The 12,568-nt window shown below is 71.8% G+C and carries 12 protein-coding genes and 1 pseudogene; 12 read left to right on the top strand and 1 reads right to left on the bottom strand.

Features of this window, described 5'->3' with window-relative positions; genetic code table 11:
- Window positions 1-4 precede the first annotated feature (4 nt).
- From ruvX to nusB, 10 genes and pseudogenes are all read left to right on the top strand, one after another.
- Entirely contained in the window at window positions 5-478 is a 474-nt protein-coding gene (ruvX, locus tag CCZ36_RS04110; RefSeq protein ID WP_006123196.1) for a Holliday junction resolvase RuvX, read from the top strand.
- A 100-nt stretch (window positions 479-578) separates the two neighbouring features.
- The gene (mltG, locus tag CCZ36_RS04105) at window positions 579-2,381 is read left to right on the top strand and encodes an endolytic transglycosylase MltG (protein WP_128817041.1); all 1,803 of its coding nucleotides are present in this window, start codon (window positions 579-581) and stop codon (window positions 2,379-2,381) included.
- Window positions 2,378-3,205, top strand: a complete 828-nt coding sequence (locus CCZ36_RS04100; protein WP_069744560.1) for a shikimate dehydrogenase — start codon at window positions 2,378-2,380, stop codon at window positions 3,203-3,205. The genes mltG and CCZ36_RS04100 overlap by 4 nt, the downstream gene beginning before the upstream one ends.
- 144 nt (window positions 3,206-3,349) lie before the next feature.
- Window positions 3,350-4,534: a chorismate synthase gene (aroC, locus tag CCZ36_RS04095; RefSeq protein WP_069737337.1), complete on the top strand. Its 1,185-nt coding sequence runs from the start codon at window positions 3,350-3,352 to the stop codon at window positions 4,532-4,534.
- On the top strand, window positions 4,531-6,168 hold the full coding sequence (gene aroB / locus CCZ36_RS04090; RefSeq protein ID WP_079134345.1) for a 3-dehydroquinate synthase: 1,638 nt from the start codon (window positions 4,531-4,533) through the stop codon (window positions 6,166-6,168). The genes aroC and aroB overlap by 4 nt, the downstream gene beginning before the upstream one ends.
- The gene (locus CCZ36_RS04085; protein WP_010057329.1) at window positions 6,165-6,605 is read left to right on the top strand and encodes a type II 3-dehydroquinate dehydratase; all 441 of its coding nucleotides are present in this window, start codon (window positions 6,165-6,167) and stop codon (window positions 6,603-6,605) included. The genes aroB and CCZ36_RS04085 overlap by 4 nt, the downstream gene beginning before the upstream one ends.
- A 142-nt stretch (window positions 6,606-6,747) precedes the next feature.
- Window positions 6,748-7,709, top strand: a pseudogene (locus tag CCZ36_RS36650) (AAA family ATPase).
- Between the two features lie 78 nt (window positions 7,710-7,787).
- On the top strand, window positions 7,788-8,894 hold the full coding sequence (locus tag CCZ36_RS04075; protein WP_069737335.1) for a M24 family metallopeptidase: 1,107 nt from the start codon (window positions 7,788-7,790) through the stop codon (window positions 8,892-8,894).
- Window positions 8,895-8,944: 50 nt separating this feature from the next.
- Complete coding sequence (gene efp / locus CCZ36_RS04070) at window positions 8,945-9,511, top strand: elongation factor P (RefSeq protein WP_006123185.1); 567 nt, start codon at window positions 8,945-8,947, stop codon at window positions 9,509-9,511.
- A gap of 2 nt (window positions 9,512-9,513) precedes the next feature.
- The gene (gene nusB / locus CCZ36_RS04065) at window positions 9,514-9,945 is read left to right on the top strand and encodes a transcription antitermination factor NusB (protein WP_010057335.1); all 432 of its coding nucleotides are present in this window, start codon (window positions 9,514-9,516) and stop codon (window positions 9,943-9,945) included.
- 234 nt (window positions 9,946-10,179) lie between these two features.
- Here nusB and bldD read toward each other — a convergent pair whose 3' ends face one another.
- On the bottom strand, window positions 10,180-10,680 hold the full coding sequence (gene bldD / locus CCZ36_RS04060; RefSeq protein WP_006123181.1) for a transcriptional regulator BldD: 501 nt from the start codon (window positions 10,678-10,680) through the stop codon (window positions 10,180-10,182).
- A gap of 222 nt (window positions 10,681-10,902) precedes the next feature.
- Between bldD and pyrR the strand changes: the two genes are divergently transcribed.
- On the top strand, window positions 10,903-11,487 hold the full coding sequence (gene pyrR, locus CCZ36_RS04055; RefSeq protein WP_069737333.1) for a bifunctional pyr operon transcriptional regulator/uracil phosphoribosyltransferase PyrR: 585 nt from the start codon (window positions 10,903-10,905) through the stop codon (window positions 11,485-11,487).
- Between the two features lie 94 nt (window positions 11,488-11,581).
- A complete protein-coding gene (locus tag CCZ36_RS04050) occupies window positions 11,582-12,568 on the top strand; it encodes an aspartate carbamoyltransferase catalytic subunit (protein ID WP_006123178.1) in 987 nt (328 codons plus the stop codon).

The following is a 12,568-nucleotide window of genomic DNA, read 5'->3' as shown; positions in this document are numbered from 1 at the left end:
CGCGATGACGCAGATGCGCCGAGGCCGGCGGCTCGCCGTCGACGTAGGGGACGCCCGGATCGGGGTCGCCTCGTGCGACCCCGACGGGATCCTGGCCACGCCGGTGGAGACCGTGCCGGGACGCGATGTCCCGGCCGCCCACCGGCGGCTCCGCCAGATCGTGGAGGAGTACGAGCCGATCGAGGTCATCCTCGGCCTGCCGCGCTCGCTCGGTGGCGGCGAGGGCCCGGCGGCGGCCAAGGTCCGTGACTTCGCCCAGGTGTTCGCCCGGTCGATCGCCCCCGTCCCGGTGCGACTCGTGGACGAGAGGATGACCACAGTGACGGCGGCCCAGGGCATGCGCGCCTCGGGCGTGAAGTCCAAGAAGGGCCGATCTGTCATCGACCAGGCTGCCGCTGTGGTGATCCTTCAGAACGCTCTGGAGTCCGAACGGGCGTCTGGCAATCCCCCCGGTGAGGGCGTCGAAGTGGTTGTCTGATCGCGATACGGTAACGTTCCGCGCGATGCGGCGGTGTTCGAACAAACACCGCACAGCGAAGCGAAGAGACGGAACGTCGTCTCGCGGCTCTAGGGGATCGATGACTGAGTATGGCCGGGGCCCCGGCTCCGAACCGTGGCATCCCGAGGATCCCCTGTACGGGGACCAGGGATGGGGAGGCCACCAGGCCGCCCACGGCCAGGGCCAGGGCCAGTATGGCGACCAGCAGCAGTCCTACCCGCAGGACCCGTACGCCCAGCAGCACCAGAACCATCAGCAGTACCAGGGTCACCAGCAGCAGTCGTACGACCAGCATCAGCAGTACGGCCAGCAGCAGAACCATCAGCAGCAGTATGGCCAGCAGCAGTACGGCCAGCAGCAGAACCACCAGCAGGAGTACGGCGCGCCCCAGCAGGACCCGTACGCCCAGCAGCCCGGTGCCCAGCCGCAGTACGACGGCGGTTGGGGCACCGGTCAGCAGGCCGCCATGCCGTACGGGGCCGAGCCCCAGGACCCGTACGCGCAGCAGCCCGGCGGCTACGACGCGACGCAGGACTACTACGGCACCCCCGAGGCCTACCCGCCGCCGCAGCCCCCGGGCCGCCGCGAGGCCGCGCCCGAACAGCAGCCCCAGCAGCAGGGACCGACGGACTGGGATCCGGACCAGCCGCAGGAGGAGACACACCCCTTCTTCACCGGTGCCGACGATCCGTCCGACCGCGACCCGCGTGACGACGACGATGACCCGGACGACGACGGATCGCGCGCCTCGCGCCGCGGCCGCGGGGGCAACGAGCGCCGGGGCGGCAAGGGCAAGAAGAAGAGCCGCAGTGGCGTTGCTTGCCTGGTGGTCTCCGTCGTCCTGGTCGGTGGCCTGGGCGGCGTCAGCTACGTCGGCTACACCTTCTGGAAGAAGCAGTTCGGCGCCCCCGCCGACTACGCGGGGTCGGGCACCGGCGAGCAGGTCGAGGTCGAGATCCCCGAGGGCGCGTTCGGGTACGACATCGCGAACATCCTGCGCAAGAAGGGCGTCATCAAGTCCTCCGACGCCTTCGTCGCCGCCCAGAACGACAACCCGAAGGGCAAGTCGCTCCAGGCGGGCGTCTACCTCCTGAACAAGGAGATGTCGGCGGCCAGCGCGATCACGCTGATGCTCGATCCGAAGAGCCAGAACGCGTTCGTGATCCCCGAGGGGACCCGTAACGCGAAGGTCTACGAAATGATCGACAAGCGGCTCAAACTGAAGGAAGGCACAACGGCGAAGGTCGCCAAGACCAAGGCGGAGTCCCTGGGGCTGCCCGACTGGGCCGACGACAACCCGGACGTCAAGGACCCGCTGGAGGGGTTCCTCTATCCGGCGGCCTACCCGGTCGCCAAGGGGTCGAAGCCCGAGGACGCGCTGAAGCGGATGGTCGCGCGGGCGAACAAGGAGTACGGCAAGCTTGACCTGGAGGGCAGCGCGAAGAAGCTCGGCCTGAAGACCCCGTGGGAACTCATCACCGTCGCGAGCCTCGTGCAGGTCGAGGGCAAGTACAAGCACGACTTCGACAAGGTCGCGCGGGTCGTCTACAACCGGCTCAAGCCGGGCAACATGGAGACCGTCGGGCGGCTGGAATTCGACTCCACGGTCAACTACATCAAGGGCCAGAGCACGCTGGACGTCGGTGCCGTCGACGATCTGCGGAAGATCGACGACCCGTACAACACGTACAAGATCATCGGTCTGCCCTCCGGCCCCATCAGCAATCCGGGTGCGGAGGCCCTGCATTCGGCCATGAATCCCACACCGGGCCCCTGGTACTACTTCGTCTCGATCAACGAGGACAAGACCGTCTTCGCCGAGACGAACGAGGAGCACGAGAAGAACCGGCGGGAGTACGAGGACGGGAAGGCCGGCCAGTGAGCGCACCACGCCGGGCCGCCGTCCTCGGCTCGCCCATCGCCCACTCCCTCTCCCCGGTCCTGCACCGCGCCGCGTACGCCGAGCTGGGCCTGGCGGACTGGTCCTACGACCGGTTCGAGGTCGACGAGGCGGCGCTGCCCGGGTTCGTCGAAGGGCTGGACGCCTCCTGGGCGGGGCTGTCCCTGACCATGCCGCTCAAGCGGGCGATCATCCCGCTGCTCGACGAGGTCAGCGCGACGGCCGCCTCCGTGGAGGCCGTCAACACGGTCGTGTTCACCGAGGACGGCCGTCGCATCGGCGACAACACCGACATCCCCGGCATGGTCGCCGCCCTGCGGGAACGCGGCGTCGACAAGGTGGAATCCGCCGCCGTCCTCGGCGCCGGCGCCACCGCCTCCTCCGCGTTGGCCGCGCTCGCCGTGGTCTGCGCCGGCCCGGTCACGGCGTACGTGCGCAGCCCCGAACGGGCCGCCGAGATGCGCGGCTGGGGCGAGCGGCTCGGGGTCGACGTCATGACCGCCGACTGGGCGGACGGGGCGGCGGCACTGAGCGCACCCCTGGTCATCGCCACCACCCCGGCGGGCGCGACGGACGCCTTCACCGGCTCCGTGCCCGAGGCTCCGGGCATCCTCTTCGACGTGCTGTACGAGCCGTGGCCCACCGAGCTGGCCGCCGCCTGGTCCGCGCGCGGCGGGGCGGTCGTCGGCGGACTCGACCTCCTTGTTCACCAGGCGCTGCTCCAGGTCGAGCAGATGACCGGCCGGATCCCGGCGCCGCTGGCCGCCATGCGGCAGGCCGGGGAAGCCGCGCTCGCTTCGCGCTGACCGACCGCCTGCGGGCGTGGCCGGTCCGTCTGCTGGACCGGCGACCGGATCGTGCCTTCGTTCGTGGGAGGATCGGGAGCGGCGGGCCAGGGCCGCGCACCCGGTGGCGCCGTTGGATTTCAGGCGCGAGCATGAGGAGCACCGTTGAGCAGGTTGCGCTGGCTGACCGCGGGGGAGTCGCACGGCCCCGCACTGGTGGCGACGCTGGAGGGTCTTCCCGCCGGTGTCCCGATCACCACGGAGATGGTCGCGGAGGCGCTGGCCCGGCGACGGCTCGGCTACGGCCGCGGCGCGCGGATGAAGTTCGAGAAGGACGAGGTCACCTTCCTCGGCGGCGTGCGCCACGGGCTCACCATGGGCTCCCCGGTCGCCGTCATGGTCGGCAACACCGAGTGGCCCAAGTGGGAGCAGGTCATGTCGGCCGACCCGGTCGACCCCGAGGAGCTGGCCCAGCTCGCCCGTAACGCCCCGCTGACCCGTCCCCGGCCCGGCCATGCCGACCTCGCGGGGATGCAGAAGTACGGCTTCGACGAGGCCCGGCCGGTCCTGGAGCGCGCCAGCGCCCGGGAGACCGCCGCCCGCGTCGCCCTCGGGACCGTCGCCCGCTCCTACCTCAAGGAGACCGCGGGCATTGAGATCGTCAGCCACGTCGTCGAGCTGGCCGCCGCCAAGGCGCCGTACGGGGTCGTCCCCGTCCCCGCCGACGTGGAGAAGCTGGACGCCGACCCGGTCCGCTGCCTGGACGCCGACGCGTCCGAGGCGATGGTGGCCGAGATCGACCAGGCCCACAAGGACGGCGACACCCTGGGCGGCGTCGTCGAGGTGCTCGCGTACGGCGTGCCCGTCGGGCTCGGCTCGCACGTGCACTGGGACCGGCGCCTGGACGCCCGGCTCGCCGCTGCCCTCATGGGGATCCAGGCCATCAAGGGCGTCGAGGTCGGCGACGGCTTCGAGCTGGCCCGGGTCCCCGGATCCCAGGCGCACGACGAGATCGTCGCCACCGAGGACGGCATCAAGCGCACCTCCGGGCGGGCCGGCGGCACCGAGGGCGGCCTCACCACCGGCGAGCTGCTGCGCGTCCGCGCCGCGATGAAGCCCATCGCGACCGTGCCGCGCGCGCTGGCCACCGTGGACGTCACCACCGGCGAGGCCACCAAGGCCCACCATCAGCGCTCCGACGTCTGCGCCGTCCCGGCCGCGGGCATCGTCGCGGAGGCGATGGTCGCCCTGGTCCTGGCCGACGCGGTCGCGGAGAAGTTCGGCGGCGACAGCGTGGCCGAGACCCGCCGCAACGTCCAGTCGTACCTCGACCACCTCCAGATCCGATGAGCGGCCCCCTGGTCGTCCTCGTCGGCCCGATGGGCGTCGGCAAGTCCACCGTCGGCGAACTGCTCGCCGCCCGGCTCGGCACCACCTACCGGGACACCGACGCGGACGTCGTCGCCGAGGCCGGCAAGCCGATCGCGGAGATCTTCTACGACGAGGGCGAGGAGCACTTCCGTGCCCTGGAGCGCCGCGCCGTCGCCACGGCCGTCGCAGAGCACCCGGGCGTCCTCTCCCTCGGTGGCGGAGCCGTCCTGGACGGGACGACCAGGGAGCTGCTGGCCGGCCTGCCGGTCGTCTACCTCTCCATGGACGTGGACGAGGCCGTCCGCCGCGTCGGACTCGGCGCCGCCCGCCCGCTGCTCGCGGTCAACCCCCGCCGACAGTGGCGCGAGCTGATGGACGCCCGCCGCCATCTGTACGAAGAGGTCGCCCGTACCGTCGTCGCGACCGACGAGAACACCCCCGAAGAGGTCGCCCAGGCGATCATCGACGCACTGGAACTGCCGGAGGGCCAAGCCGCCCCCGGCGTGGAGAACACCGGCATGACGCAGCAGGGCCCCACCCGCATCCAGGTCGCAGGCTCCGCGGGCTCCGACCCGTACGAGGTCCTCGTCGGCCACCAGCTCCTCGGCGAGCTGCCCCAGCTCATCGGCGACCGTGCCCGGCGCGTCGCCGTCCTGCACCCCGAGGCGCTCGCCGAGACCGGTGAGGCGGTCCGCCAGGACCTGGCCGACCAGGGGTACGAGGCCATCGCGGTCCAGCTGCCCAACGCGGAGGAGGCCAAGACCGTCGAGGTCGCCGCCTACTGCTGGAAGGCGCTCGGCCAGACCGGCTTCACCCGCACCGACGTCATCGTCGGCGTCGGCGGCGGGGCCACCACGGACGTCGCCGGTTTCGTCGCCGCCAGCTGGCTGCGCGGAGTCCGCTGGATCGCCGTCCCGACCACCGTGCTCGGCATGGTCGACGCGGCCGTCGGCGGCAAGACCGGCATCAACACCGCCGAGGGCAAGAACCTCGTGGGCGCCTTCCACCCGCCCGCCGGGGTCCTCTGCGACCTCGCCGCCCTGGAGTCGCTGCCGGTCCACGACTACGTCTCCGGCATGGCCGAGATCATCAAGGCCGGGTTCATCGCCGACCCCGTCATCCTCGACCTGGTCGAGGCCGACCCCGAGGGCGCCCGCACGCCCTCCGGACCGCACACCGCCGAGCTGATCGAGCGCTCCATCCGGGTCAAGGCCGAGGTGGTCTCCAGCGACCTCAAGGAGTCCGGACTCCGCGAGATCCTCAACTACGGCCACACGCTGGGGCACGCGATCGAGAAGAACGAGCGCTACAAGTGGCGCCACGGCGCGGCCGTCTCCATCGGCATGGTCTTCGCCGCCGAACTGGGCCGGCTCGCCGGCCGCCTCGACGACGCCACCGCCGACCGCCACCGGACGATCCTGGAGTCCGTGGGCCTGCCGCTCGCCTACCGCGGCGACCAGTGGCCCAAGCTGCTGGAGAACATGAAAGTCGACAAGAAGTCCCGCGGCGACCTCCTGCGCTTCATCGTCCTGGACGGCATCGGCAAGCCCACCGTCCTGGAGGGCCCCGACCCGGCCGTGCTGCTCGCCGCCTACGGGGAGGTCTCCGCGTGACCCGCAGGGTCCTCGTCCTCAACGGCCCCAACCTCGGCCGGCTCGGCTCGCGCGAGCCCGACGTCTACGGGGCCACCTCCTACGCCGGACTCGTCGAGACCTGCACCGTGCTCGGCAAGGAGCTCGGCTTCGACGTCGACGTACGCGAGACCAACGACGAGGGCGAGCTGATCCGCTGGCTCCACGAGGCGGCGGACGGATCGATTCCGGTCGTTCTCAACCCGGGCGCCTTCACGCACTACTCGTACGGCATGCGGGACGCGGCCGCCCAGCGCACCGCCCCGCTGATCGAGGTGCACATCTCCAACCCGTACACCCGGGAGGAGTTCCGCCACACCTCCGTGGTCGCGGCGGTGGCCACGGGCACGGTGGCCGGGTTCGGCATCGGCTCCTACCGGCTCGCCCTGCGCGCCCTGGCCGACGAACTGACGGACTGACGCCCCGCCGGTCCCCGCCCGCCCCACCGCGCGGCGACGGGCACTTCGTACCCTCCCGGGCCGTTCACCCCGAGACGGCCCGGGAAGGTACGGTAGCCCTCCCAGCAGCGCCAGTTGCAGTGACGAGACGGAGTGGCACCGGATGCAGCACGCAGTGGGGGCCCCGCTGCCGCCCCACGGACCCGGTAGCGGGCACGTCGGCCGGCCGTACCAGGCCCAGCACCCCGGCCACCCCGGCCCGCCCCCGATACCCCCGCCGCCCCGGGGCCCCGGCCAGGCCCGGCCCGCGCCTCCGACGCCCCCCGGTCAGGGCCCGCCCCCGTCGGCCCCGGCCAGGCTCCGCCACCCCCCGCTCCCGGCCAGGCCCCTCCCGCCCCCGGCCACGCTCAGCCGTCGCCCGCCCCCGGCCAGGCCCCGGGCCCCGGCTGGAGCGGCACCGGCCCCACGCCCCCCGCCAGGGAGGCCGTCGGGCACACCGGACACGTCCAGCTGCCGCCGGGCGGGCCCGTACCGCTGCCCGCGCCCCCCGCCGAGCCCGGCACCGGGGGAGCGACGCTCGCCGTGCTGCTCATCGGCCCGGCCGGGGCGGGCAAGACCACCGTCGCCAAGCTCTGGGCGGCCCGCCGCCGGGTGCCCACCGCCCACGTCTCGCTCGACGACGTCCGCGAATGGGTCCGCTCCGGCTTCGCCGACCCGCAGGCCGGCTGGAACGACCACTCCGAGGCCCAGTACCGCCTGGCCCGCCGCACCTGCGGCTTCGCCGCCCGCAACTTCCTCGCCAACGGCATCTCCTGCATCCTCGACGACGCGGTCTTCCCCGACCGCCCCGTCGTCGGCCTCGGCGGCTGGAAGCGCCACGTGGGCCCCGGTCTGCTGCCCGTCGTCCTGCTGCCCGGCCTGGAGATCGTCCTGGAGCGCAACGCGGCGCGCAGCGGCAACCGCCGGCTCTCCGACGAGGAGGTCGCCCGCATCCACGGCCGGATGGCCGGCTGGTACGGCTCCGGCCTCCCGATCATCGACAACTCGACCTACGACGTCGAGACCACCGCCCGCGTCCTGGACGACGTGCTGGCCCGCTCCATCGCGAGCCCGCCCGCCTGGTAGCGGCAGCGTCCCGGAGCCCCGCCCCCGGTCGGGTGCGCTGGCCGGGCGGGCCACCGCGCCCGCTCGTACGCTCGAACCATGTCAGAGGTGCACGCCGTCCGACGCGGGCTGCTCCGCGACCGGTGCGCCGCCGCGGGCTCCGCGGCCGCCCTGGTCTCCCGCCCCGCCAACGTCCGCTATCTCGCGGGCGGAGCGCCCCCCGGCGCCGTGCTGCTGCTCGGCCCCGGTGAGGACGTTCTGCTCTGCCCCCGCGCCCCGGCCGGCGACGGCGCCCACGGGCGGCCCGACGAGGCCCTGCGGATCGACATCCTGCCCGTCCCGGACGAGGATCCGGTGGTCGCCGCCGCGGGCCTCGCCGCCGCGTCGGGCGCCGAGTCCCTCGCCGTCGAGGAGCACGACCTGACCGTCGCCCGGCACCGGGCCATGGGAAAGTCCGCCCCGCGGCTGAAACTGGCCGATCTGGGCTTCACGGTGGAGCAGCACCGGATCGTCAAGGACGAGGAGGAGATCGGCTGCCTCCGGATCGCCGCCGAGATCACCGACCAGGCCCTCGGCGAACTCCTGGAATCGATCCTGGTCGGCCGCACCGAACGCCATCTCGCCCTCGAACTGGAGCGCCGCCTCGTGGACCACGGAGCGGACGGCCCCGCCTTCGTCACCTCCGTGGCCACGGGACCCAACTCCGGCCAGGGACGCCACCGGCCCTCGGACCGCAGGGTGGAGGAGGGAGATTTCCTCTCCGTCCGCCTCGGCGCGAGCTACCACGGCTACCGCTGCGAGATCGGCCGCACCTTCGTCATCGGCACCGCCCCCGCCGAGTGGCAGATCGAGCTGTACGACCTTGTTTTCGCCGCTCAGCGGGCAGGCAGGGAGGCCCTGGCGCCCGGGGCCGCCTACCGGGACGTGGACCGCGCGGCCCGCCATCCGCTGGAGTCCGCAGGACACACAGAGGGCCTTCAGCCGAGGACCGGGCACGGTGTGGGGCTCGAAATCGAGGAGGACCCGCAACTGGCACCGACAGCCATGGGTAAACTGGACGCTTGTGTGCCGGTCACCGTCGGACCGGGGGTCCACCTCCCGGGCCGGGGCGGTGTCCGGATCGATGACACGCTCGTCGTGCGCCCCGAGGCGGACGGCGGACCCGAGCTACTCACCATGACGACCAAGGAGCTGCTCGCGCTCTAGCGCGGATCCTCGGTCGTTCCACCAGCTTCAGTCCAGGAGATTCCGCAACCGTGGCTTCCACGAACGACCTCAAGAACGGCATGGTGCTCAAGCTCGACGGAGGCCAGCTCTGGTCCGTCGTCGAGTTCCAGCACGTCAAGCCCGGCAAGGGCCCTGCCTTCGTGCGCACCAAGCTCAAGAACGTGCTCTCCGGGAAGGTCGTCGACAAGACGTTCAACGCCGGCGTGAAGGTCGAGACGGCCACCATTGACCGCCGCGACATGCAGTTCTCGTACATGGACGGCGAGTACTTCGTCTTCATGGACATGGACACGTACGACCAGCTCATGGTCGACCGCAAGGCCGTCGGCGACGCCGCCAACTTCCTGATCGAGGGCTTCACCGCCTCCGTCGCCCAGTACGAGGGCGAGGTGCTCTACGTCGAGCTGCCCGCCGCCGTCGAGCTGACGATCCAGCACACCGACCCGGGCGTCCAGGGCGACCGCTCCACCGGCGGCACCAAGCCCGCCACGCTGGAGACCGGTTACGAGATCGGCGTGCCGCTCTTCATCACCACCGGCGAGAAGATCAAGGTCGACACCCGCTCGGGCGACTACCTCGGCCGGGTGAACAGCTAACCGTGGCCGCCCGGAACAAGGCCCGCAAGCGCGCCTTCCAGATTCTCTTCGAGGCCGACCAGCGCGGTGAGTCCGTGCAGAGCGTCCTCGCGGACTGGGTACGGCACTCGCGGACCGACGACCGTCAGCCGCCGGTCGGAGAGTTCACGATGGAGCTCGTCGAGGGGTACGCGCAGTACGCGGACCGGATCGACGACCTCATCGTCACCTACGCCGTGGACTGGGAGATCGACCGTATGCCGGTCGTCGACCGGAGCATCCTGCGGCTCGGCGCGTACGAGCTGATCTGGATGGACGAGACCCCGGACGCCGTGGTGATCGACGAGGCCGTCCAGCTCGCCAAGGAGTTCTCCACCGATGACTCCCCGTCCTTCGTGAACGGCCTGCTGGCCCGTTTCAAGGATCTGAAGCCGAACCTCCGCCGGGAGCAGTAGCCCCGGCCGCGACGGTTCGGTCGCGCACACCACGAAGGGCCCACGGTCAGCCGACCGTGGGCCCTTCGGTGTACCGGGCCGGCCGGAGCGGCGGTCCCATGATCCGTCGGCCGCGGGTTCGAGCGCCCGCCCCGCCATCGGAGCCCCGGGCGCACAAACGCCGGGTGGGCGGGAACCCGAAGGTCCCCGCCCACCCGGCGGCACGTTTCTGCTGTGGGGTCCGGCCCCGTTCGCTCAGCTCTCGTCGTGGGAGACCGCGCGGCGCGCGTCCGCGTCCAGCACGCCCCAGCTGATGAGCTGCTCCGTGAGTACGGAAGGCGACTGGTCGTAGATCACGGCGAGCGTGCGCAGGTCGTCCTGGCGGATCGAGAGCACCTTGCCGTTGTAGTCACCGCGCTGGCTCTGGATGGTCGCGGCATAACGCTGCAGCGGACCGGCCTTCTCCGGCGGGACGTGGGCGAGGCGCTCCAGGTCCAGGACGAGCTTCGGCGGCGGCTCGGCGGCTCCGCCCGGCGTCGTGCCGGGCAGCAGCTCCTGCACCGGGACCCCGTAGAAGTCCGCCAGCTCGGCGAGGCGCTGCACGGTCACGGCACGGTCGCCGCGCTCGTACGAACCGACCACGACGGCCTTCCAGCGACCCTGCGACTTCTCCTCCACGCCGTGGAGGGAGAGGCCCTGCTGGGTGCGGATGGCACGGAGTTTGGCCCCGAGCTGTTTTGCGTATTCGCTGGACATATGGCTCCCCGGACGCTGGAACAGTGTGCGGCTCCGCCGCGTGGCTGGTAACTCACTGTGAGGTTACGCAGCGTTACTTGGATGCGTCAAGCCGAATGGTCCGGACCGGCACCTCCCGGGGGTGGGGCCAGGGCCGGGCGCAAGCCCTGGTAGCGTGGATGACGCAATTTCGACGTCCTTTAACGATCCGTCCCGTGAGGCGGAGAAGGAGGTCCGTTTCTTATGGACGCACAGCACGACGACACCGGCAACGCGGCGCGCCCCGTTCTCGAGGCCCCCGACATCGCCCGTGTGCTGACCCGTATCGCCCACGAGATCGTCGAACGCGCCAAGGGCGCCGACGACGTGGTGCTGCTCGGCATCCCGACCCGGGGCGTGTTCCTCGCCCGTCGGCTCGCCGACAAACTCGAACAGATCACCGGCCGGAAGACGCCGGTCGGATCGCTCGACATCACCATGTACCGCGACGACCTGCGGCTGCGCCCGGCGCGCGCCCTGGCCCGCACCGACATCCCCGGCGAGGGGATCGAGGGCAGCCTGGTCGTCCTGGTCGACGACGTGCTCTTCTCCGGCCGCACGATCCGCGCCGCCCTCGACGCGCTCGGCGACATCGGCCGCCCCCGCGCGGTGCAGCTCGCGGTCCTCGTCGACCGCGGCCACCGGGAGCTCCCGATCCGCGCGGACTACGTCGGCAAGAACCTCCCCACGTCGCTGCGGGAGACGGTCAAGGTCCAGCTCGCCGAGGAGGACGGCCGCGACGCCGTTCTGCTCGGCGTCAAGCAGGCCGCCCCCGCGGACGCGCAGTAGCCCGAACCCTCCCGTACGCCCCTGTGGGGACGTACGGCGCCCTTCTGCGCGCCCGCATGCCTGAAACCCCCTCCAGCCACCCGGAGAACCCCAGATGAAGCGTCACCTCATCTCGGCCGCCGACCTCACCCGCGACGACGCCGTCCTGATCCTCGACACCGCCGAGGAGATGGCCCGGGTCGCGGACCGGCCGATCAAGAAGCTGCCCACCCTGCGCGGCCGTACCGTCGTCAACCTCTTCTTCGAGGACTCGACCCGTACCCGCATCTCCTTCGAGGCGGCGGCCAAGCGGCTGTCCGCCGACGTCATCAACTTCTCCGCCAAGGGCTCCTCCGTCTCCAAGGGCGAGTCCCTGAAGGACACCGCGCTCACCCTGGAGGCGATGGGTGCCGACGCCGTCGTCATCCGGCACGGCGCATCCGGAGCCCCCTACCGGCTCGCCACCTCCGGCTGGATCGACGGGGCCGTGGTCAACGCCGGGGACGGTACCCACGAGCACCCCACCCAGGCCCTGCTGGACGCCTTCACGATGCGCCGCCGGCTCGTCGGCCCCGACGCCGGGCTCGGCCGCGACCTGGACGGCCGCCGCATCACGATCGTCGGCGACATCCTGCACAGCCGCGTCGCCCGCTCCAACGTCCACCTGCTGACCACGCTCGGCGCGCACGTCACCCTGGTGGCCCCGCCCACCCTCGTCCCCGTGGGCGTCGAGCAGTGGCCCTGCGACGTCAGCTACAGCCTCGACGACGTGCTGGCGAAGTCCGACGCGGTCATGATGCTGCGTGTGCAGCGCGAACGGATGAACGCCGCCTACTTCCCGACCGAGCGCGAATACTCCCGCCGCTACGGCCTGGACGGCGAGCGCATGGCGAAGATGCCCGAACACGCCGTCGTCATGCACCCCGGCCCGATGGTCCGCGGCATGGAGATCACCGCCGAGGTCGCCGACTCCGACCGCTGCACGGTCGTCGAGCAGGTCGCCAACGGCGTCTCCATCCGCATGGCCGTGCTCTACCTGCTGCTCGGCGGCTCCGACACCGCGCTGTCCGCCGCCCCCGCCCGTACCGAGGAGAACAAGTAA

Source organism: Streptomyces sp. S063 (assembly GCF_002832675.1).
GTDB classification, from domain to species: Bacteria; Actinomycetota; Actinomycetes; order Streptomycetales; family Streptomycetaceae; genus Streptomyces; species Streptomyces sindenensis.
The sequence above is the reverse complement of the archived record's forward strand: the minus strand, read 5'-3'. Positions and strand labels throughout refer to the sequence as shown.

Coding starts and splice junctions, on each gene's coding strand:
- ruvX (WP_006123196.1), top strand. CDS start 5: ATGACGCAGATGCGCCGAGGCCGGCGGCTCGCCGTCGACGTAGGGGAC.
- mltG (WP_128817041.1), top strand. CDS start 579: ATGACTGAGTATGGCCGGGGCCCCGGCTCCGAACCGTGGCATCCCGAG.
- aroB (WP_079134345.1), top strand. CDS start 4,531: ATGAGCGGCCCCCTGGTCGTCCTCGTCGGCCCGATGGGCGTCGGCAAG.
- CCZ36_RS04075 (WP_069737335.1), top strand. CDS start 7,788: ATGTCAGAGGTGCACGCCGTCCGACGCGGGCTGCTCCGCGACCGGTGC.
- bldD (WP_006123181.1), bottom strand. CDS start 10,680: ATGTCCAGCGAATACGCAAAACAGCTCGGGGCCAAACTCCGTGCCATC.
- pyrR (WP_069737333.1), top strand. CDS start 10,903: ATGGACGCACAGCACGACGACACCGGCAACGCGGCGCGCCCCGTTCTC.
- CCZ36_RS04050 (WP_006123178.1), top strand. CDS start 11,582: ATGAAGCGTCACCTCATCTCGGCCGCCGACCTCACCCGCGACGACGCC.